Annotated in this window: 14 protein-coding genes, 2 tRNA genes, 3 rRNA genes, 3 pseudogenes and 1 riboswitch; of the genes and pseudogenes, 8 read left to right on the forward strand and 14 right to left on the reverse strand. The window is 46.1% G+C overall.

The features are described from left to right. Positions 1-20: 20 nt before the first annotated feature. The 4 genes from CGZ65_RS10775 to aroG form a co-directional block, all read right to left on the reverse strand. Positions 21-1,580, reverse strand: coding sequence for a TerC family protein (locus CGZ65_RS10775; protein ID WP_096295809.1), 1,560 nt, complete (start codon positions 1,578-1,580; stop codon positions 21-23). A 269-nt stretch (positions 1,581-1,849) separates the two neighbouring features. Then, on the reverse strand, positions 1,850-2,977 hold the full coding sequence (locus CGZ65_RS10780; RefSeq protein WP_232507437.1) for a tetratricopeptide repeat protein: 1,128 nt from the start codon (positions 2,975-2,977) through the stop codon (positions 1,850-1,852). Next, complete coding sequence (locus CGZ65_RS14355) at positions 2,974-3,132, reverse strand: hypothetical protein (RefSeq protein WP_232507438.1); 159 nt, start codon at positions 3,130-3,132, stop codon at positions 2,974-2,976. Before CGZ65_RS14355 ends, CGZ65_RS10780 begins: the two co-directional genes overlap by 4 nt. A gap of 101 nt (positions 3,133-3,233) precedes the next feature. Beyond that, entirely contained in the window at positions 3,234-4,277 is a 1,044-nt protein-coding gene (gene aroG, locus CGZ65_RS10785) for a 3-deoxy-7-phosphoheptulonate synthase AroG (RefSeq protein WP_096295810.1), read from the reverse strand. 457 nt (positions 4,278-4,734) lie between these two features. Here aroG and CGZ65_RS15250 point away from each other — a divergent pair. The 3 genes and pseudogenes from CGZ65_RS15250 to CGZ65_RS15255 all read left to right on the forward strand — a co-directional run. Next, a pseudogene (locus CGZ65_RS15250) lies at positions 4,735-4,944 on the forward strand (IS630 transposase-related protein); the annotation flags it as partial. A 167-nt stretch (positions 4,945-5,111) separates the two neighbouring features. Continuing rightward, complete coding sequence (locus CGZ65_RS14360) at positions 5,112-5,303, forward strand: hypothetical protein (protein ID WP_096295811.1); 192 nt, start codon at positions 5,112-5,114, stop codon at positions 5,301-5,303. A 5-nt stretch (positions 5,304-5,308) separates the two neighbouring features. Beyond that, positions 5,309-5,461, forward strand: a complete 153-nt coding sequence (locus tag CGZ65_RS15255) for a transposase (RefSeq protein WP_415906985.1) — start codon at positions 5,309-5,311, stop codon at positions 5,459-5,461. Between the two features lie 2 nt (positions 5,462-5,463). Here CGZ65_RS15255 and CGZ65_RS15260 read toward each other — a convergent pair whose 3' ends face one another. Next, positions 5,464-5,631 carry an integrase core domain-containing protein gene (locus CGZ65_RS15260; RefSeq protein WP_415906955.1) on the reverse strand — a complete coding sequence of 56 codons (168 nt, stop codon included), beginning with the start codon at positions 5,629-5,631 and terminating at the stop codon, positions 5,464-5,466. Between the two features lie 166 nt (positions 5,632-5,797). Here CGZ65_RS15260 and CGZ65_RS10805 point away from each other — a divergent pair. Further along, positions 5,798-6,455, forward strand: a pseudogene (locus CGZ65_RS10805) (IS1595 family transposase). A 348-nt stretch (positions 6,456-6,803) separates the two neighbouring features. Beyond that, positions 6,804-7,650, forward strand: a pseudogene (locus CGZ65_RS14365) (IS5 family transposase); the annotation flags it as partial. A gap of 257 nt (positions 7,651-7,907) precedes the next feature. On the opposite strand, the gene CGZ65_RS10815 reads toward CGZ65_RS14365, so the two are convergent. The 6 genes from CGZ65_RS10815 to CGZ65_RS10840 all read right to left on the reverse strand — a co-directional run bounded on the left by CGZ65_RS10815 (position 7,908) and on the right by CGZ65_RS10840 (position 13,759). Next, positions 7,908-8,195: a ComEA family DNA-binding protein gene (locus tag CGZ65_RS10815; protein ID WP_096296184.1), complete on the reverse strand. Its 288-nt coding sequence runs from the start codon at positions 8,193-8,195 to the stop codon at positions 7,908-7,910. A gap of 180 nt (positions 8,196-8,375) precedes the next feature. Beyond that, positions 8,376-8,489, reverse strand: a 5S ribosomal RNA gene (gene rrf, locus CGZ65_RS10820). A 121-nt stretch (positions 8,490-8,610) separates the two neighbouring features. Next, positions 8,611-11,500: ribosomal RNA gene (locus CGZ65_RS10825) — 23S ribosomal RNA — on the reverse strand. Between the two features lie 425 nt (positions 11,501-11,925). After that, positions 11,926-12,001, reverse strand: a tRNA-Ala gene (locus CGZ65_RS10830). 11 nt (positions 12,002-12,012) lie between these two features. After that, positions 12,013-12,089: transfer RNA gene (locus CGZ65_RS10835), tRNA-Ile, on the reverse strand. Between the two features lie 129 nt (positions 12,090-12,218). Beyond that, positions 12,219-13,759: ribosomal RNA gene (locus CGZ65_RS10840) — 16S ribosomal RNA — on the reverse strand. The 16S, 23S and 5S rRNA genes sit together here with 2 tRNA genes alongside, the layout of an rRNA operon. Positions 13,760-14,328: 569 nt before the next feature. Between CGZ65_RS10840 and thrB the strand changes: the two genes are divergently transcribed. Then, positions 14,329-15,249 (forward strand): homoserine kinase, encoded by a 921-nt coding sequence (gene thrB / locus CGZ65_RS10845; RefSeq protein ID WP_096295812.1) that lies wholly within the window; start codon positions 14,329-14,331, stop codon positions 15,247-15,249. A 118-nt stretch (positions 15,250-15,367) separates the two neighbouring features. Here the strand turns inward: thrB and CGZ65_RS10850 are convergent, their stop codons facing one another. From CGZ65_RS10850 to CGZ65_RS10860, 3 genes are all read right to left on the reverse strand, one after another. Next, a complete protein-coding gene (locus tag CGZ65_RS10850) occupies positions 15,368-16,558 on the reverse strand; it encodes an efflux RND transporter periplasmic adaptor subunit (RefSeq protein ID WP_096295813.1) in 1,191 nt (396 codons plus the stop codon). Between the two features lie 985 nt (positions 16,559-17,543). After that, complete coding sequence (locus CGZ65_RS10855) at positions 17,544-18,944, reverse strand: efflux transporter outer membrane subunit (protein WP_096295814.1); 1,401 nt, start codon at positions 18,942-18,944, stop codon at positions 17,544-17,546. A gap of 43 nt (positions 18,945-18,987) precedes the next feature. Further along, the gene (locus CGZ65_RS10860; RefSeq protein WP_096295815.1) at positions 18,988-19,482 is read right to left on the reverse strand and encodes a MarR family transcriptional regulator; all 495 of its coding nucleotides are present in this window, start codon (positions 19,480-19,482) and stop codon (positions 18,988-18,990) included. Positions 19,483-19,890: 408 nt separating this feature from the next. Further along, positions 19,891-19,935, forward strand: a riboswitch (PreQ1 riboswitch). A 7-nt stretch (positions 19,936-19,942) separates the two neighbouring features. Between CGZ65_RS10860 and queF the strand changes: the two genes are divergently transcribed. Both queF and CGZ65_RS10870 read left to right on the forward strand, forming a co-directional pair. Beyond that, positions 19,943-20,416 (forward strand): preQ(1) synthase, encoded by a 474-nt coding sequence (queF, locus tag CGZ65_RS10865; RefSeq protein WP_096295816.1) that lies wholly within the window; start codon positions 19,943-19,945, stop codon positions 20,414-20,416. An 83-nt stretch (positions 20,417-20,499) separates the two neighbouring features. Continuing rightward, positions 20,500-21,183: a 7-cyano-7-deazaguanine/7-aminomethyl-7-deazaguanine transporter gene (locus CGZ65_RS10870; RefSeq protein WP_096295817.1), complete on the forward strand. Its 684-nt coding sequence runs from the start codon at positions 20,500-20,502 to the stop codon at positions 21,181-21,183. The last annotated feature ends 92 nt before the right edge of the window (positions 21,184-21,275 follow it).

Consider the following 21,275-nt stretch of genomic DNA (forward strand, 5'->3'; position numbering starts at 1 on the left):
CGGCCTCTCTAAATAAGCGATTACTCCTCTTCCGGCAATCGGGTAATTTTCACGCGATCAATGCGCTGACCTTCTTTTTCAATCACTTCAAAACGCCAACCATGAAAATCGGCAAAATCCCCGACATTAGGCAGGTTTTCCAGTTCTTCCATAATCAAACCGGCGACGGTGTGGTAGTCCGCATCTTCACCTTGCGGCGGCAAGCCCAGTTGCGGCGCCAAATCAACATACTCCAATGCGCCATCTACGGTCAGACTTTCGTCGGCATTGGCCTGCATCATCGGCTCTTCTTCGCGCTCAAATTCTTCAGGGAATTCACCGGCAATGGTTTCCAGCATATCTTTCATCGTCACCATCCCCAACACCGCACCGAACTCATCGACTACTAAAGCGTAATCAGCGCTGCTTTGGCGGAACAATTCAATCGCATTAAGAGCAGTGGTGGTTTCCGGCAAAATCAGCGGCTGACGCAAGGCTGTCTGAATATTCAGTTCGCCGCCTTGTAATAATTGGGTCAGCAAATCTTTTTTATTAATATAGCCCAAAGGCTCATCCACGCCGGCTTTGCCTACCACCAGCAAACGGCTGTATGGTGTGTTTTGCAGTTGTTCGCACTGCTCTTCTTTGCTTTGCGAAATATCCAAGCGCTCGATTTCACGGCGTGGAATCATTACCCCTTGAATCGGACGTTCGGCCAGCGTCAACACACTGCGAATCATGGATTTTTCGTTTTCTTCGAAATGGCTGCTGTCTTCTGCTTCATCGCCATTTTTCGCCAGAATCGTTTCGCGGATGCCCATCATACCCAGTACGTTTTCGGCAGTGCGCTTGCGCCATGAGCTGCTGATGTAGTCGTTTTTGCGGCTGTTTTTCTGCGAAACTTGGTTAAACACCTCAATCAGAATCGAAAAGCCGATGGCGGCATACAGATAGCCTTTAGGAATGTGGAAATGGAAGGCTTCGGCAATCAGGCTGAAACCGATCATCAGCAGGAAGCCTAAGCAGAGCATCACCACTGTCGGGTGTTTATCAACAAATTCAGTCAGCGGTTTGCTGGCGATAATCATCACGGTCATCGCCACAACTACAGCCGCCATCGCCACCACAATGTGATCCACCATGGCCACGGCGGTAATCACCGAATCGATGGAAAACACTGCATCCAGTACCAAAATTTGCGTCACGACCGCACCGAAAGCAGCGTGTCTCTTTTGTGTTTCCGCAATGGCAAAATGATTGTGGCCTTCCAAACGCTCATGTAATTCGGTGGTTGCTTTGTAAAGCAAAAACAAGCCACCGGCGAGCATAATCATGTCTTTACCCGACACCGGCCAGCCGGCAACGTGAAACAGCGGTTCGGTCAGGGTAATGATGTGCGCCATAAAAGCCAGCATGATGACGCGCATCACCACAGCCAAACCTAAGCCGGTTATACGCGCTTTATCGCGCAATGCGGGTTTGACTTTATTGGCCAAAATCGCCACGAACACTAGGTTATCAATACCCAAAACTACTTCGAGTACTAAAAGCGTTGCAAAGCCTATCCATGTATGCGGGTCGGCTAACCAACTGAAATCCATGATTTTTCTATTCCTTTAAATGTGAGAAAGCAGCCCGATGCATATGACTCATCCGGCTGCTTCAAATACGGCACATACATGAAGGACGTAATATCGAACTATCCTGCTCTGCGTCTTTCATGGAATGTGTATGCCTCTATCAAAATAATGATTTGGATAGTTTATCAGTTTGAAACCATCGTGGCAAAGTTTTACTGAAAATATTTCTTAAGCCGTCTGAATGGTTGGTATTTTCCAAACGGCTTTTGGACACTGGTTTACATATAAACCTATGCTTTCGCATCGACCGGCACAACAATCATGCGCGACAAACCTTGTGCAAAGCCTTTGCTATAGCGGCGTGGCACATAGCCACTAATTTTACCGTTTTGCACGGTAGTTTCATAAGCACAAACCAAACGCTCTTGCGACAGGGTTTGTATGCTGCCGTCAGCTTGCAGCTTAGGTGAGACTTTGCTGTATAGCTTCCATATTACGGCGCTACCGTCGGACAAGGGGTACGATGCTTCAAAATACGAACTACCTTCGTCGCAGCCGATATGGTTGTTTCTAAAATCCTGCATTTCTGTATCACTGAATGTTTGCGCACCATGAAAACCAAAAATACGGTCATGCCCATGCACACTTTGGCGAACATACGCCCAAATATGGTCACGCAGGAAGAATTGATCGGCAAAATGGCGCGATTCCAACGGCTTCTGCAAATAGTTTTGGATTTTCCCCGCCATATCAGGAACGGCCTGTCCTACTGCGCCCCACAATCCTGCCAAAATTAATTCAGTATGCGTACCCGCATCTCGAATGGTGTGGAACAGCTTACCGCTCTTCACCCATTCTGCAACGGCTTGTGCTTCACGCTGCGAAATCACCGAATCGGCATCGCGGAAAATCACGTAAGAGACTTCCGGATCATCAATGGCAAGAAAGCGCCATAAAGTACCCGGCCATTGGGCTTGCTCCCTACTCACTTCAATAATCTCGGCACCGTTTTGCATCATGCGTTGGCGTACGGATTCAGGTACGCTGTTATCAACGTAAAACCGACACACCCAACCCGGATAGATTTCGGCAGCCAATTCGGTATTCAACACCGCCGGTTCAATATAAGCTGAGCTATTGCCAAACAATGAAAACGAAATAACTCTTTTGCCATCAGCTCTCGGCGTTATCATCGGCAGTTCAGGCACAGTTTGCGTGGCGATTTTCTGATCACGCAATTGCAGTGCCTTTAAGCCATAAATAGCTGCGTTGTCCCAGTCTTCCAAACCACCGTAAGCATGAGACAAGGCATCATAGGAATTGATGTGTTCCGCATTACGTTGAATGGCTTTTTTCGCATACGCAATCGCATCTTGAAACAAACCACCTTTAACAGCGGCCGTGGCAGCATCGCTCAAGGGGTAACGGAAGCAGGAATCAGCTTGTGTGCACGCATGGCTTCCGCCGCTGCTTGGGCATAATTTCCAGCAGCCATGTTTTTCTTAAATGCGCTAGAAATGATGTCGAGCTGTTTCTGGACTTTTTGTAGTTGGGGAGTGAGTTTCTTTTTCATATTCATAATCTTTTTCATATTCATAATGTGCAAATGTTTCAGACGGCCTCTGCATATTGCTCAGGCCGTCTGAAATATTCCATATGGGTTCAGATAATTAATTATACCCGAGAGCGGTTGGCTTCTGCCAATAATGCCAATAATTCTTCGGTACTGTCCCAACCGATGCAGGCATCGGTAATGCTTTGACCGTAGTTCTCCGGCTTATCCTGACGACCTTCCATCAAGTGGCTCTCTACCATCACACCCATAATGTTGTTTTCACCATCACGCAATTGCTGGGCAACATCTTGTGCCACTTCCATTTGACGTTTGTAGTCTTTACGGCTGTTCGCATGGCTGAAATCAATCATCACCTTTGGCGTTTGACCGGCTTGGATTAACTGTTCGGCAGCTGCTTTAACGTGTTCGTTGCTATAATTCGGTTCTTTACCGCCACGTAAAATCACATGGCAATCCGGATTACCGGCAGTATGCACGATAGCGGAATGACCGGTTTTCGTTACAGACAAGAAATGATGAGGATGACTCGCTGCACCGATGGCATCAATGGCGATTTTTAAATTACCATCTGTACCGTTTTTAAAACCAACCGGACAAGACAAGCCACTCGACAATTCGCGATGAACCTGGCTTTCTGTGGTACGTGCACCAATTGCACCCCATGAAATCAAGTCGGCATAGTATTGCGGCGTAATCATGTCGAGAAATTCGGTCGACGCCGGCATGCCCATATTGTTCAAGGTTAACAATAAGCTGCGCGCTTGACGCAAGCCATAGTTAATATCGAAAGTACCGTTTAAATAAGGATCGTTAATCAAACCCTTCCAACCGACTGTAGTGCGCGGTTTCTCAAAGTACACACGCATCACAATCAATAATTCTTTTTCATATTTTTTACGCAGCGGTAACAAACGCTCAGCGTACTCCAAGGCTGCTTTGGTATCATGAATCGAGCAAGGGCCGATAATCACCAATAACCGGTTGTCTTTACTATGCACTAAATCGGTAATTTCTTGACGGGTTTGATGAACCAATTCAGCAGCTTGTTCGCTAATCGGCAATTCATATAAGTGGACAATTGGCGGCAATAATTCGGCTACTGCTTTAATTCGGACATCATCTGTTTGGCGTGGTTGATTCATTAGGTTAAACTTTCTATTCTATTATTCACTAACTGCCGTATAGATTACCTTCTTTACATGAATTAAACAAGTAGTAAAATAAATATATTGAAATTTTATATCAAAAGACTAATTTTTTAATCCATTTGGTTATATAATTTTTTAATTTTTATTATTATTTGAAATTTTATTCTATATTAGTTTTCAAAATCCTCAAGCAGCAATACTGATCAGCATACTTCACCTATTTGCAATCTTTAAAAAAAAAGATCATTAAGATAGTTTTCATCCGATAAAAATAACCCTGAGATATTAGAAGTAACCGCGTGTTTACACAATATAGCAAATAAACATATTCTCCGATACAATTCCCCCATGGCCTATTCAGAAGACTTCAAACAACCCGTACTCAAAAAACTCCGTCAAGGATGGACGATTCGCAGAGCCGCAAAAGAATCCGGCACCGCCATTCTCCACCATCACACTTTGGAGACGCCCTCCGGCTCCCCAGGCCCCTCCAAAGCAACGGAAAACCCGCAAAATCAGCGCCCAGGCACTGCTCGAAGATGTCGGGCGTTATCCTGATGCCTATTGCTGTGAAAGAGCGCAACGCTTTGGCTGTTCCCATACCGCCATACACAAAGCATTAAAGCGATACGGCATCAGCTGCAAAAAAAAGACCAACCGCCACCCGAAAGCCGGCAGAAGGCTCAGAAAAAACTTCCTGAAGTTACTGCACCGCTACATCCGCCGTAACCGTCCGGTTGTTTGTTCAGATGGGAGCAAATTCGGAAAATCCTGTTACCGGCCTTACGCTTATGCGCCAAAAAGCCGGCGTTGTTATGCGCTTCATGATTGGCAGGGCATCATCAGACCAATGCCGTTGGAGCGTTATTTCACGGCAAACTGTTTGCCGTCGGGCTGTTTGATTGCAGTATTGACCGCCGGATATTTGATGCTTGGTCGGAGCGGGTTTTGATTCCGGAGCTGCCGCAAAACAGTGTGGCGGTGATGGATAATGCGGCGTTTCATAAGGGAATGCTTTAGCGCTTCTGAAGGAGAAAGGCCATACCGTGTTATGGCTTCCGCCCTATAGTCCCGATCTGAATCAGATAGAGAAAAAGCGGGCTTGGATTAAAGGTGTTGGGAATCGGCTGAGAATGGCGGATGTGGATTGGCTGTTTCAGGCGTGTATCGATAAATAAGTTTATTTGCTATACGTAGGGAAAACAGGTCTACAACATTTCAAAAGGCCCCCTTTAAGACCACTATGTGGTTTAACAGTATTGTAATGATCAATAAAACGGCACAGCTTTTTTTGACGGTGTTCCGAAGTCTCAAACTGTCCCTTATCGTGCCACATATCGATCAGCATTCAGACAGCGCGCTCCGCCTTACCGTTGGCCTAGAAACAGGCAAACAATGGCAAACGGTAGGGAATACTGCCTGAGACCTTTGCAAAACCTCATGAACCACCAATAAAAACCAAGGGGCTGTACTAGATAACCAGGGAAATCTAATTTCAGGTTAGAATAACCCCTATGAGAAGAAGCCGTTTAAGTCAGTACAAGCAAAACAAACTGATTGAACTGTTTATTGCGGGTGTTACTGCCCGTACTGCAGCTCAATTAGCCGGTGTTAATAAAAACACGGCAGCCTATTGCTTTCATCGTTTGCGCGTACTGATTTTCCATAACAGCCCGCATCCGGAAATGTTTGATGGCGGAGTAGAAGTTGATGAAAGCTGTTTTGGCGGACAGCGCAAAGGCAAACGCGGTTGCGGTGCAGCCGGCAAAGTCGCTGTATTCGGGCTTCTGAAGCGCAACGGCAAGGTTTAGGTTTACACCGTTGCTGTGCCCAAATACACAAACTGCCACTTTATTGCCGGTAATACGTGAGCAAGTAAAGCCTGACAGTATTGTTTACACTGATTGTTACAAAAGCTATGACGTACTTGATGTGAGTGAGTTTAGCCACTTTCGCATCAATCACAGTACACACTTTGCTGATCGGCAAAATCACATCAACGGAATTGAGAACTTTTGGAATCAGGCAAAACGCCACTTACGTAAGTTTAACGGCATTCCCAAAGAACATTTTGGGCTGTATTTGAAGGAATGTGAATGGCATTTTAACCACATTGAAATAAAAGTTCAAATTTCTATTTTAAAACAATTAGTAAAGCAGAATTTATTCTAGTTGTCTAGTACAGCCCCAAAACCAAAACTGCCGTCATTTCCGCAAAGGCGGGAATGGGAATCCATCTTAAAATCTCAGAAACTTATTTTATTCAATAGGTTGCCATGCTCAAAAATGGATTCCTACCTGCGCGGGAATGACGTCAACTCTTTGTGCTGTGGCTTTTCAGGGAGTTTTACAAAGGTCTCAGCCTGAGACTTTTGCAAAACCTTTGTTAAACCTCATACAAAGTAACCATAGTTACCAAGTATTCCAATACTCCCCAAACACCCTAAAACCCTCTAAATTCCCTTTAAGCCGGATTTAGAGGATTTTCTTCATGGGCAGCTTCTTCAAACTGCCGAAACCATGGTTGGCAAGAACCTTAACTGCTTTCGCTTACTCAAAGTTCAGCTCATTACCGGCCGGCAACCCATTGCCGGTTATCCCGAACAGCAAAAAGGCCGCTATGCCCGTCATAACGGCGGCCGTCCCGCCTATTCATTGCTGTCCGTGTTTAAAGCCGTCTTAATCGGCCAATGGCACAGCCTGTCCGCCCCGAACTCGAACACAGCCTCATTACCCGTACCGACTTTTACCTCTTCTGCGGTTTTGACGAACCCGACACCCCCGGCCACAGCACACTTTGCCGTTACCGCAACTGGCCGGTACAAAACAATCTACTTGCCTAATTACTGGATTTGATTAACCGACAATTAACCGGCAAAGGCTTAAAAGCCCAAAATGCCAAAGCAGCCGTCATTGACGCCGCCATTATCCAAACAGCCGGCGGCAAACAGCGGCGGGCGATTGAAACCGGTGAAAACGGTGTGGTTTCAGAAAACACCCCCGGCAAAGACAAAGCTGCCCGCCGGATAAAGAAGGACGGCAAGTTCAAACTCGGCTGCAAACAGCATACCCGTACCGGCCATGAAGGCTGTATCGAGAAACTGCACATCAGACCGGCCAACGAACATGAATGCAACCACTTTGAACCGTTGCTTCAAGAAATTGACGAAGGTACCAAGGTTTATGCCGACAAAGGATATGACAGCAAAGCCAATCGAGCCTTACTGCAACATAAAGGGCTTTCAGACGGCATTATGCGTAAGGCGCACCGGGGCCATCCGTTAACAGAGGACGATAAGGCAAGAAATAAGCAATTGTCGAAAACGCGCTATGGGTGGAACAAAGCTTTGGTACGTTGCTCCGCAAAACAGCACCAACAACCGTTTCAAACAAGCCAAATAGGGCATAAAACGTTTGGCGAAAGTTGAAAAAGCTATCGAAAAAAAGCTTACTTGGCAACCTAAGTAAGCTTTTTTGATTTTGGTTAGGATTTTGCAAAGATCTCGGTCTAGGTTTTATCTAAAAATTAACCTAATATATACCAAAGCAAAAGGCCATCTGAAACACGTGTGTTTCAGACGGCCGCTCCCCACCTGCTCTATGCCCTTACCATCAGCCACAACCCTACTTTTTCACCGCAGTCTGCGCAGTTTTCTTAGCAGGCGCAGCAACAGTGGCTTCATTCTTCAGTTTCGAGAAGATGCCTTCCCCAATACCTTTGACGTTTTTCAGTTCGTCCAAGGTCTTAAAGTTACCATGCTGTTTGCGGTATTCTACAATCGCTTTGGCTTTGGCCGGACCTACTCCCGGCAGTGCGGTCAGTTCACTCTCGGAAGCGGTGTTGACGTTCACCGCGGCAGCAGAGACGGAAGCAACTAAAGTGGTCAGTGCGTAGAAGATGATTTTCTTCATCGGATTCATGCGTTTTCTCCTGAATATGTTGATAATACCGTAAATTATATTTACTCAATATCAATAACGCAAACTTTATCTGCTGACCGTTTCAGAATTGTTTCATCATCACCACACTTTGGCTGCATACTTGCCGGGCGTAAAGAAGCCCCTGACAGAGTCAGAGGCTTCGGAATGGGTGTTTGGCAGTGACCTACTTTCACATGGAAGAACCACACTATCATCGGCGCTGAGTCGTTTCACGGTCCTGTTCGGGATGGGAAGGCGTGGGACCAACTCGCTATGGCCGCCAAACTTAAACTGTACAAATCGGTAAGCCGTTATGCAGTCTCCTGCACTTATTTATTCTTTAATCAACTTTTGGTGATGACTGAATCATCAGTAAGCTTTTATCATTTGAAATCCTTCAAATGATAGAGTCAAGCCTCACGAGCAATTAGTATCGGTTAGCTTCACGCATTACTGCGCTTCCACACCCGACCTATCAACGTCCTGGTCTCGAACGACTCTTTAGGAGGATTAAATCCTCAGGGAAGTCTCATCTTCAGGCGAGTTTCGCGCTTAGATGCTTTCAGCGCTTATCTCTTCCGAACTTAGCTACCCGGCTATGCCACTGGCGTGACAACCGGTACACCAGAGGTTCGTCCACTCCGGTCCTCTCGTACTAGGAGCAGCCCCCGTCAAACTTCCAACGCCCACTGCAGATAGGGACCAAACTGTCTCACGACGTTTTAAACCCAGCTCACGTACCACTTTAAATGGCGAACAGCCATACCCTTGGGACCGACTACAGCCCCAGGATGTGATGAGCCGACATCGAGGTGCCAAACTCCGCCGTCGATATGAACTCTTGGGCGGAATCAGCCTGTTATCCCCGGAGTACCTTTTATCCGTTGAGCGATGGCCCTTCCATACAGAACCACCGGATCACTATGTCCTGCTTTCGCACCTGCTCGACTTGTCGGTCTCGCAGTTAAGCTACCTTTTGCCATTGCACTATCAGTCCGATTTCCGACCGGACCTAGGTAACCTTCGAACTCCTCCGTTACTCTTTGGGAGGAGACCGCCCCAGTCAAACTGCCTACCATGCACGGTCCCCGACCCGGATTACGGGTCTGGGTTAGAACCTCAAAGTCACCAGGGTGGTATTTCAAGGACGGCTCCACAGAAACTGGCGTCTCTGCTTCTAAGCCTCCCACCTATCCTACACAAGTGACTTCAAAGTCCAATGCAAAGCTACAGTAAAGGTTCACGGGGTCTTTCCGTCTAGCAGCGGGTAGATTGCATCTTCACAACCACTTCAACTTCGCTGAGTCTCAGGAGGAGACAGTGTGGCCATCGTTACGCCATTCGTGCGGGTCGGAACTTACCCGACAAGGAATTTCGCTACCTTAGGACCGTTATAGTTACGGCCGCCGTTTACTGGGGCTTCGATCCGATGCTTGCACATCTTCAATTAACCTTCCAGCACCGGGCAGGCGTCACACCCTATACGTCCACTTTCGTGTTAGCAGAGTGCTGTGTTTTTAATAAACAGTCGCAGCCACCGATTCTCTGCGACCCTCCAATGCTTACACCGCAAGGGCTTAACATCGAAGGGCATACCTTCTCCCGAAGTTACGGTATCAATTTGCCGAGTTCCTTCTCCTGAGTTCTCTCAAGCGCCTTAGAATTCTCATCCTGCCCACCTGTGTCGGTTTGCGGTACGGTTCTGATTCAACTGAAGCTTAGTGGCTTTTCCTGGAAGCGTGGTATCGGTTACTTCAGCACCTTGGTGCCTCGTCATCACTTCTCGGTGTTAAGAAGACCCGGATTTGCCTAAGTCTTCCACCTACCGGCTTAAACAAACTATTCCAACAGTTTGCTAACCTAACCTTCTCCGTCCCCACATCGCATTGAATCAAAGTACAGGAATATTAACCTGTTTCCCATCGACTACGCATTTCTGCCTCGCCTTAGGAGCCGACTCACCCTACGCCGATGAACGTTGCGTAGGAAACCTTGGGCTTTCGGCGAGCGGGCTTTTCACCCGCTTTATCGCTACTCATGTCAACATTCGCACTTCTGATACCTCCAGCACACTTCTCAATGCACCTTCTTCGGCCTACAGAACGCTCCCCTACCATACGTGTAAACACGTATCCGCAGCTTCGGTTATAGATTTGAGCCCCGTTACATCTTCCGCGCAGGACGACTCGACCAGTGAGCTATTACGCTTTCTTTAAATGATGGCTGCTTCTAAGCCAACATCCTGGCTGTCTGGGCCTTCCCACTTCGTTTACCACTTAATCTATCATTTGGGACCTTAGCTGGCGGTCTGGGTTGTTTCCCTCTTGACAACGGACGTTAGCACCCGCTGTCTGTCTCCCGAGGAGCAACTTGATGGTATTCTTAGTTTGCCATGGGTTGGTAAGTTGCAATAACCCCTAGCCATAACAGTGCTTTACCCCCATCAGTCTCATTCTCAAGGCACTACCTAAATAGTTTTCGGGGAGAACCAGCTATCTCCGAGTTTGTTTAGCCTTTCACCCCTATCCACAGCTCATCCCCGCATTTTGCAACATGCGTGGGTTCGGACCTCCAGTGCGTGTTACCGCACCTTCATCCTGGCCATGGATAGATCACTCGGTTTCGGGTCTACGCCCAGCAACTAGTCGCCCTATTAAGACTCGGTTTCCCTACGCCTCCCCTATCCGGTTAAGCTCGCTACTGAACGTAAGTCGTTGACCCATTATACAAAAGGTACGCAGTCACGGAACACGTCCGCTCCCACTGTTTGTATGCATCAGGTTTCAGGTTCTATTTCACTCCCCTCCCGGGGTTCTTTTCGCCTTTCCCTCACGGTACTGGTTCACTATCGGTCGATGATGAGTATTTAGCCTTGGAGGATGGTCCCCCATATTCAGACAGGATTTCTCGTGTCCCGCCCTACTTGTCGTACGCTTAGTACCATTGATCAGATTTCGAATACGGGACTATCACCCACTATGGTCAAGCTTCCCAGCTTGTTCTTCTATCTCAACAATTATCATGTACAGGCTCCTCCGCGTTCGCTCGCCACTACTTGCGGAATCTCGGTTGATTTCTTTTCCTCCGGGTACTTAGATGGTTCAGTTCTCCGGGTTCGCTTCTCTAAGCCTATGTATTCAGCTTAGGATACTGCACAGTATGCAGTGGGTTTCCCCATTCGGACATCGCGGGATCAAAGCTTTATTGCCAGCTCCCCCACGCTTTTCGCAGGCTTACACGTCCTTCGTCGCCTATCATCGCCAAGGCATCCACCTGATGCACTTATTCACTTGACTCTATCATTTCAAGAACCTCTTTGACTTAATCCGCACTACCGTTGACGAGTAGTGGAACTAGATGTTTTTACTTTGATAAAGCTTACTGCTTTGTTGTGTCTTAACCCTGCCTTTTGTGTTTCAGGGCTAAGTCGATACAATCATCACCCAAATCCTGTGATTTACTTCTTTGTCACAACCAGCTATTTGCAAATAGCTAACTGTCAAAGTAAATCAACTTTGTCTTTGTTTGTTGATTTCGGCTTTCCAATTTGTTAAAGATCGATGCTTTCCAATATTGCTATTGTCTTCGCAAATCAAAATGAGCTGGCCATTATATCAGCCTTCTTTTTGCAGTCAAGCTTCTTCAGTCGTTAAACAAAAAATCAGCGCTACGCGCTTTTTTATATTAACTTCTGCCAACTGACTTTGATTTGCAAAGTTTTTGGTGGAGGCAAACGGGATCGAACCGATGACCCCCTGCTTGCAAAGCAGGTGCTCTACCAACTGAGCTATGCCCCCAGTATGAGTTGTGGTGGGTCTGGGAGGACTTGAACCTCCGACCCCACGCTTATCAAGCGTGTGCTCTAACCAGCTGAGCTACAAACCCAAGGTCGTTATTTTGAAATCGGTTTAAGTTCAGCTTTTAAACTGTTCTTTTTTTGATTTCTCAATATCTTTTGCATCTTCTACAGTTTACCGATAAGTGTGAATGCGAAAAACCTCTTCTTTTCTCTAGAAAGGAGGTGATCCAGCCGCAGGTTCCCCTACGGCTACCTTGTTACGACTTCACCCCAGTCATGAAGCATACCGTGGTAAACGGGCTCCTTACGGTTACCCTATCTACTTCTGGTATCCCCCACTCCCATGGTGTGACGGGCGGTGTGTACAAGACCCGGGAACGTATTCACCGCAGTATGCTGACCTGCGATTACTAGCGATTCCGACTTCATGCACTCGAGTTGCAGAGTGCAATCCGGACTACGATCGGTTTTGTGAGATTGGCTCCACCTCGCGGCTTGGCTACCCTCTGTACCGACCATTGTATGACGTGTGAAGCCCTGGTCATAAGGGCCATGAGGACTTGACGTCATCCCCACCTTCCTCCGGCTTGTCACCGGCAGTCTCATTAGAGTGCCCAACCAAATGATGGCAACTAATGACAAGGGTTGCGCTCGTTGCGGGACTTAACCCAACATCTCACGACACGAGCTGACGACAGCCATGCAGCACCTGTGTTACGGCTCCCGAAGGCACTCCTCCGTCTCTGGAGGATTCCGTACATGTCAAGACCAGGTAAGGTTCTTCGCGTTGCATCGAATTAATCCACATCATCCACCGCTTGTGCGGGTCCCCGTCAATTCCTTTGAGTTTTAATCTTGCGACCGTACTCCCCAGGCGGTCAATTTCACGCGTTAGCTACGCTACTAAGCAATCAAGTTGCCCAACAGCTAATTGACATCGTTTAGGGCGTGGACTACCAGGGTATCTAATCCTGTTTGCTACCCACGCTTTCGAGCATGAACGTCAGTGTTATCCCAGGGGGCTGCCTTCGCCATCGGTATTCCTCCACATCTCTACGCATTTCACTGCTACACGTGGAATTCTACCCCCCTCTGACACACTCTAGCCAGCCAGTTCAAAACGCAGTTCCCAGGTTGAGCCCGGGGATTTCACATCTTGCTTAACTAACCGTCTGCGCTCGCTTTACGCCCAGTAATTCCGATTAACGCTCGCACCCTACGTATTACCGCGGCTGCTGGCACGTAGTTAGCCGGTGCTTATTCTTCAGGTACCGTCATCAGCAGCTGATATTAGCAACTGCCTTTTCTTCCCTGACAAAAGTCCTTTACAACCCGAAGGCCTTCTTCAGACACGCGGCATGGCTGGATCAGGCTTGCGCCCATTGTCCAAAATTCCCCACTGCTGCCTCCCGTAGGAGTCTGGGCCGTGTCTCAGTCCCAGTGTGGCGGATCATCCTCTCAGACCCGCTACTGATCGTCGCCTTGGTAGGCCTTTACCCCACCAACCAGCTAATCAGATATCGGCCGCTCAAATAGCGCCAGGCCCGAAGGTCCCCGGCTTTCCTCCTTAGAGAATATGCGGTATTAGCTAATCTTTCGATTAGTTATCCCCCACTACTCGGTACGTTCCGATATATTACTCACCCGTTCGCCACTCGCCACCCAAGAAGCAAGCTTCTCTGTGCTGCCGTCCGACTTGCATGTGTAAAGCATGCCGCCAGCGTTCAATCTGAGCCAGGATCAAACTCTTATGTTTAATCTCTAACTTTATAACTTCTGGTCTGCTTCAAAGAAACCGACAAAGAATAGAAAATCTACATCTTGTCTGTTTTTGTCGCAGTGTGAGGCTTGCCGCACTCACACTTATCGGTAATCTGTTTGTTAAAGAGCAAGAACCGAATTATTACACCACTAAAACCACTCGTCAACTCTTTTTTCAAAATCCATCGAAAAATCAAATCAACCGTGCTATAATTATCAGTTCGTTTCGCCACCGCGTCAGCAGCGAAGACCGAACTATACCCCCTCCACCGAACCCGTCAACCCAAATCCAACACCATCCCCTGACAAAATCATCAACCCGCTGTTTTACAATCAGATTTAATCCTTACTAAATTACAAAAATCTCAAAACCCCATACCAAACAGCAGCCACTCAATCAACATAGGCCGTCTGAAATCAAATTTTTCAAACAGCATTCACTTGTCTTTTTTACGACATATTTATATCAGTAGCCATAGATTTCAGACAACCTTGATACTTTTACAGGGATTTTTTGATATGATTCAGGCTACTTTTATCTTTTTATCTATCAGGCTTTTGATTATGTCGGTCTATACGAGTGTTTCAGATGATGAGATGCGCGCGTTTCTCACTCAATATAATTTAGGTGACTTCGTTTCTTTGCAGGGTATTGCTCAAGGGATTACCAACAGTAATTACTTTTTAACAACTACAACTGGGCGATACGTATTAACCGTATTTGAAGTGCTGAAGCAAGAAGAATTACCTTTTTTCTTGCAATTGAATTTACATTTGAGCAATAACGGTGTCGCCTGTCCGGCACCGATTATTCGTAAAGACGGCAAATTAGATTCCACTTTAGTCGGTAAACCGGCTTGTTTAGTGACTTGCTTAAAAGGCTCCGACACCAGCTGGGCCACAGAAGCCCAATGCTTTAATACTGGTACGATGTTAGCGAAGATGCATTTAGCCGGGCAAGATTTCCCATTGACCATGGAAAATTCTCGTTACGATCGTTGGTGGCGTGAAGCTTGCTCCCAGCTTTTACCGGTTTTGAACGATGAAGATGCACGATTATTGCAAAAGGAAATTGCATTTTTAGATGGAAACCTAGGCCATCACCTACCTTCTGGTATTATTCATGCAGATTTGTTTAAAGACAATGTTTTGCTGGATGGCGAACACGTTGCCGGCTTTATCGACTTTTATTACGCCTGCACCGGTAATTTCATGTATGATTTAGCGATTGCAGTAAACGATTGGGCGCGAACAGCTGACAATCACTTGGATACACCTTTGCGCGATGCATTTATTAAAGGCTATGAAAGCATTCGACCAATATCTGATGAAGAACGCGCTTACTTTCCGACGGCACAACGCGCAGCTTGCATCCGCTTTTGGGTATCGCGCTTATTGGATTTCCACTTCCCACAATCCGGTGAAATGACTTTTATTAAAGATCCAAACGCTTTCCGCGACTTATTGCTGAATTTAAATGATTAATTTTAAAGGCATCTGAAAGAATTGAATTGCACCTTTGAAAGCTGGAGGAATTGTCCAACTTTCAAAGGTGCAGTTCATTTTTCAGACGGCCTTTACACAGCAAAAACCATCTGATGTCTTACTTCGCGTATTTTTCAAAAATCTGCTCAATCAAGGCGTCTGCGGCTGTCCAATCTACGCTGTCTGCTTCCGGTAAGGTAGCATTTCTCTCCGCAGTAGCCGCCATATTTTTACCCGTGCCTGCAGAAGAAATATCAACCGTTACAGTCATCAACAACCCTACTCTTAATGGATTGGCAGCCAATTCTTTTTCATCTAAGCTGATCCGCACCGGTACACGTTGTGCTTTTTTTGTCCAACTGTCAGCCGAAATTTGTGTAGACTGTAATGCAAATGCGTTGCCTGTACCGGCAGACAGACCCATGACCTTGCCGTGATAAACAACTTTATCACCATACAAATCAGTCACCATCTGCACCGGCTGGCCGATTTTCATTTTACGCAATTGCGATTCTTTAAAATTAGCTTCAACCCACAAATTATGCAACGGAACCACTGCCATCAATGCCGCCCCCTGCTGAATACGTTGCCCTACTTGAATATTTCGCTTGGCGATTTGTCCGGCCATAGGTGAACGGATTTGCGTGCGCTGCAGATTCAACCATGCATCTTTAATATGGCTGACGGCCGTCTGAACAGCAGGTTGCTGGCGTAATGGAATATTGTTACCCAGCACCGCTTGTGCAGCTGCCTCTTGGGCTTCCACAGCCTTTAATGCCGCTTGCGCCTGAACCACTGCGGCCCGCGCATGGCTTAGTTCTTCCCCTGAGATTGCATCTGTTCCAGCCAATGCTTCGCGCCGACCCAAATCTGATTGAGCTTTTGCTAATTCAGCCTTGCGTAACAAAACTTCTGCCTTTACTTGAGAATTATTTGCAGTCTGTTGCTTGTTTTGACGAATTGCCTGGATTAATTCATTTTGCGCGCGGTCGTAGTCCAACTGAAAATCGGTGTCATCCAACGAAACCAGTACATCACCTCTTTTGACTACATCAGTATCATCAAACATCACTTTACGCACAGTGCCGTTCACTTGCGGTGTAATTTGTACTAAATGACCGGCGACATAAGCATCATCTGTAGCCTCTTCTTTTTGCAACATCAAGAAATAAACCAATGCGGCACCCAGCGCCAAAACAATTACGAATAAGGTCAAAATCGTCAGATTGCGCGTGCGATGGTTATTTACATTAAATAAAGATTCCTTTGGAGGAAGCTTGGGCGTTTGTTGATTGTCTTGCTGATCCATGAGTGTGTACTTATCCGATTTCGAAATTGGGTCATTTATCTTTAATTTTTTAAATAACAATTATTTATTATTACCTGACCATCATTTATATCATAAAGAATAAAAAGCAAACAGATTGGGGGCATTCTATATTTGCATGCATATTCAATCAAGTGATTTTCCTACAAATTATTTACGCTCAGCAGCCAATAAGTGAATATATCCTTACCCTATAACCATAAGTGCACCAGGCATACCTGTTATAAACTGATCGACCATTATCAAGATTCTATCTCAAAGCAATATCTAATATTAGCCGCCCATATTAATATGTCGTCCGAAAATTTCAGGCAGCATCTCTCAATAAAAAAACAACAACAAAACTCTAAACCAACGATAGCCAAATAAGTATGTCAGCATAAATGTAACCAATTGCGACGGACGAATGTTGTCTTACAGCGGCAAATGCCAACCCATAAACAATAATTCTTGAAGAAAGCCATTAACAAAAGCCAAGCCCCCACCAAAAAGAATACTGAATTGCTTGAATTTCACTGCCCACTTCACAGTTTGTCGTCATCGCAGCCGCATAATCGGAAAAAAGCCGATAATGCACATGTCAAATAAAGTGCTTGTCAGCATCAGCGATACAGTCAAAAATTAAAGCCAAGGGCAAAGCGTAACGTTTGGCTGAAAATTCAAAGCTTTAAAATCAAAGCGACAATAGCGTGAGTATATAAAAGCCACACCCTTAGCCAAACATTCTATAGCGATGCGCAAATAAGCGTCTTGTGTATAAAATTAAGCAAAGCCGGTTCATCCATGCCTTGCTGCTACAGCTTCCAATACGCATAGATTAAACCAACAATTGCGTATCCAAAAAATCAAAGACAAAACAAAATACCGATTAATACCAACCCGCTTCATGTTGCTAAAAATATTCAGACGGCCTGAAGTTAAAACTCAGCCGTCTGAAAAGAAAAACCAATCAATTGTGTTTCTCGTTTTATTTACTGACTTTAAAGCCACCACCCAATTGCATATGCACATTACTCCATGCCGTCAACAATTGCGCCTGTTGCTGCACCTGATTCATTCTTAACTGAACAGCTTCGTCTTGTTGCTTCAATACCGACAAACCGTTTTCCAAACCTGCCTTGACACGCTCCTGCGCGGCGCGTACTGATTTATCCGAAGTTTTCAGCATTTTCTCCCATACCGGCTTTTGCGCTTGCAAACTTTGGTAATCAGCAATGGCATCGGCCGAGGCGCGCATAGCGTTTAAAACCGCTCGATCATACACAGCCACTTGCTCATTGTATTGCGCACGTTTTCCCGCCAAACGGGATTGCAAAGCACCAGAAGTAAAAATCGGCAGGTTCAGCGCAGGCACCACGCCCAACATGCCCGACGCTTTATTCCGCACCACATTAAACGCGTCAATATGCCCCAAACCAGCCAACAATTTCAATTCAATATTCGGATAAAACTCAGCTTCAGTTGCTTTCACTTTATGCAAGCGCGCGCTTAACACGGCTTTTTGCGCCGCCACATCCGGACGCGCCGCCAATAAATCGGCATGCAATTTACCCACCGGCAGCACAGGTGCATTGGCCAGCTTTTCCGGCGCAGAAACTACCAAACCCATCGGCGTTGTACCGGTTAACGCAGCCAAGCTGTGACGCACTTTAAGCTGTTGCTGCGCGAGAGCCAGCTTTTCCAACTCCAATTTTTGCTGCGCCATTTCAATCGGGTAAACCGATTCAGACGGCATCAATTTGGCATCAATCCGACGTTTGACCAATAGCAGCATTTTATCGGACAAGGCCATGCGCTGTTCAATCAATGCCTGTTGTTCAGCCAATGCCTGCCAGGTAAAATATTGCGCTGCTACCGCATGTGCTAAGGCAATACGCGCTTGGTGCGCTTCATATAATATGGCCTGGCGCTGACCTAAAATCGAAGCTAGTTGCTCGCGGTTTTTACCCCAAAAATCAAATGTCCAACTACCTTGCACCGCCACATTGGCCGACAACAATTGATTGTCTGTTTTACTGTGCGTTGAAGACGGTTTCGGTGCAGCATACATGGCAAGGCCATTACCCACCAAACCCAATTGCGTTTTATCGGCAGCACCGGTTATGCCCAACTGAGCTTGAGCCTGCTCAAAACGGGCTTTTGCCACGCGCAAATCAGGCGATGTTTGAATGGCGCGCGCAATCAGGATATTGAGTTTTTTATCCTGCAATTTCAGCCACCAAGCATTTTGGCCGAGTACTGAATTGCCCTGCGATAAAGAATGCACCGTTGGGTTCTCCAACGGTGCTTGCTTGCCAAATTGGGCACATGCGGCCAGCGTTGCTGCTGCGATGAGACACATGCCTGTCTTGGCGATTCGGAATTTCATGAACGACTCCATTATCATGTTTTGCAGCCGCCAGCGTGACACATCAACCATCCAAACGGTTTAACAGTTTGGTCAGCAGATATTGCAGCTGCACATAATCATCATTGGTGTAATCCTGCCAAGCATCACCGCTTTTGCTTGAAATCTGCGGCCAAACTTTTTGAATAAACGACTCACCTTCAGTAGTTAATTTTAACACAATCTGACGACGGTCTTGCTGATTGATATGGCGTTCTACCCAACCGCGTTCTACCATTTCATCCGACAGACGGGTTGCACTGGTGCGTGTCAAATCCATCAAATCGCTCAAACGCGAAGGCAAAATTTCGCTATTCGGGCTGACATAAATCGCCATCATGGCAAACCATAAATTTTCGTTGATGCCGAAAACTTTCAAGCTCTCGTTCAAATGGCTGCTTAAACGCTCGGTTACAACGCGCAGCAATCTTCCTGCTTGAGTTTGATGCTCGGAAAATTCAGGCAGTCGGCCTGACAACAAGCGCAACGCATTAACTAATTCGACTTGTGAAAAACTCATTGTATGTTCTCTTATTCAGATGGCTAAATTTGTTTCGAATAAAGCAGAATGAATCATGACATATTCATTTACCTTAATATACCAGATACTTACTTTTCAACACTATATTAATTCAGCTGATTATTTTTCTAATGAAAATCTGATAATCGGTTTACGCAAATTACAAACGGGTTGCATTATGCATATTAAATATGATTAGCTGCGATAATAACCGACCATCTTATTTTAAATTCATGACTATTACGTCAACGCACTATTCCTTAAGAAATATAATTGTCATATAAACACTCTAGTTTAGAAGTGCAAGCGGTACATTAGTTCATTCAAGGTGAGACTATTTCATCACTTTCTCTTGCCGATCTGAAATTAAATTCCCACACGCATAGAAATTTTTATATTAAAATCAGTGATTACGTGGTTCGAAAACCTCCCACATTAAAAAACTAAGGAAACAACAAAAATGTCCCGCAACACCGAAGAATTAAACGGTATTTCCCTATTGGGCAACCAGCATACCCAATATCCCACCGAATACAATCCCAATATTCTGGAAGCATTCGAAAACAAACACCCCGGCAATGATTATTTTGTTAAATTCATCTGCCCGGAATTCACTAGTCTGTGCCCGATGACCGGCCAGCCGGATTTCGCCACCATCTATATCCGCTATATTCCGCACATCAAAATGGTGGAAAGCAAATCACTGAAACTTTATTTATTCAGCTTCCGTAATCACGGGGATTTTCATGAAGACTGCGTCAACACCGTCATGAAAGACCTGATTGCACTGATGGATCCGAAATACATCGAAGTCTATGGCGACTTCACGCCACGCGGCGGCATTGCCATTCATCCTTTTGCCAACTACGGCAAAACCGGTACTGAGTTCGAAAGCTTGGCACGCAAGCGCCTGTTTGAGCACGACGCCCACTAAATCTATTTAAAAAATCCAATAATTCTTTCAGACGGTCTCATGATTGCAACAGGCCGTCTGAAAGCCGTTTCCGAAAGAATCTCATGTATCAATTTACCCAAGCCCAACAGAAAAAAGCCCTGTTTTGGCTCGTTTTATTCCATATTCTTATCATCGCTTCCAGCAATTATCTGGTGCAATTTCCCTTTGAAATTTTTGGCGTGCACTCCACTTGGGGGGCGCTCAGTTTTCCGTTTATCTTTTTGGCCACCGACTTGACCGTGCGTATTTTCGGGTCTCACTTAGCAAGACGGATTATTTTTCGGGTGATGTTCCCTGCCTTATTGCTCTCTTATGTATTTTCCGTTTTATTCAGCCAAGGCAGTTGGACAGGCTGGGCATCGTTGGCCACATTCGACACCTTCGTTGGCCGAATCGCCCTTGCCAGCTTTGCCGCCTATGCGCTCGGTCAAATGATGGATATTTTTGTATTCAACCGCTTACGCCGTCTGAAATCATGGTGGGCTGCACCAACTGCATCAACCTTAATCGGCAATGCCTTAGATACATTGGTTTTCTTCGGCGTCGCCTTTTATGCCAGCAGCGATGCCTTTATGGCACAGCATTGGCCGGACATCGCCTTTATTGATTACTTATTCAAACTCGCCATCTGCACTCTGTTTTTCCTGCCTGCTTATGGCGTAATTCTGAACTTCCTCACCAAGAAACTCACCACCTTGCAAGCAAACCATGCCGATAGCTCCGCTACACTGGTGGCACAAGAATAAAGTTAGGCCGTCTGAAAATTTCAGACGGCCTCTTTTATTTTTATTTTTAAAACAACAATGCCGTCTGAAACTTTTCAGACGGCATTGATATT

The organism is Neisseria weixii (assembly GCF_002327085.1).
Lineage (GTDB): Bacteria > Pseudomonadota > Gammaproteobacteria > Burkholderiales > Neisseriaceae > Neisseria > Neisseria weixii.

Excerpts from the sequence above, each read along its gene's own strand:
- CGZ65_RS15260 (WP_415906955.1), bottom strand. The coding sequence starts at position 5,631 with ATGCTGATCGATATGTGGCACGATAAGGGACAGTTTGAGACTTCGGAA.
- CGZ65_RS10870 (WP_096295817.1), top strand. The coding sequence starts at position 20,500 with ATGTATCAATTTACCCAAGCCCAACAGAAAAAAGCCCTGTTTTGGCTC.
- CGZ65_RS14355 (WP_232507438.1), bottom strand. The coding sequence starts at position 3,132 with ATGAAAAAGAAACTCACTCCCCAACTACAAAAAGTCCAGAAACAGCTC.
- CGZ65_RS10815 (WP_096296184.1), bottom strand. The coding sequence starts at position 8,195 with ATGAAGAAAATCATCTTCTACGCACTGACCACTTTAGTTGCTTCCGTC.
- CGZ65_RS10850 (WP_096295813.1), bottom strand. The coding sequence starts at position 16,558 with ATGGATCAGCAAGACAATCAACAAACGCCCAAGCTTCCTCCAAAGGAA.
- CGZ65_RS10775 (WP_096295809.1), bottom strand. The coding sequence starts at position 1,580 with ATGGATTTCAGTTGGTTAGCCGACCCGCATACATGGATAGGCTTTGCA.
- aroG (WP_096295810.1), bottom strand. The coding sequence starts at position 4,277 with ATGAATCAACCACGCCAAACAGATGATGTCCGAATTAAAGCAGTAGCC.
- thrB (WP_096295812.1), top strand. The coding sequence starts at position 14,329 with ATGTCGGTCTATACGAGTGTTTCAGATGATGAGATGCGCGCGTTTCTC.
- CGZ65_RS10860 (WP_096295815.1), bottom strand. The coding sequence starts at position 19,482 with ATGAGTTTTTCACAAGTCGAATTAGTTAATGCGTTGCGCTTGTTGTCA.
- CGZ65_RS10855 (WP_096295814.1), bottom strand. The coding sequence starts at position 18,944 with ATGAAATTCCGAATCGCCAAGACAGGCATGTGTCTCATCGCAGCAGCA.
- queF (WP_096295816.1), top strand. The coding sequence starts at position 19,943 with ATGTCCCGCAACACCGAAGAATTAAACGGTATTTCCCTATTGGGCAAC.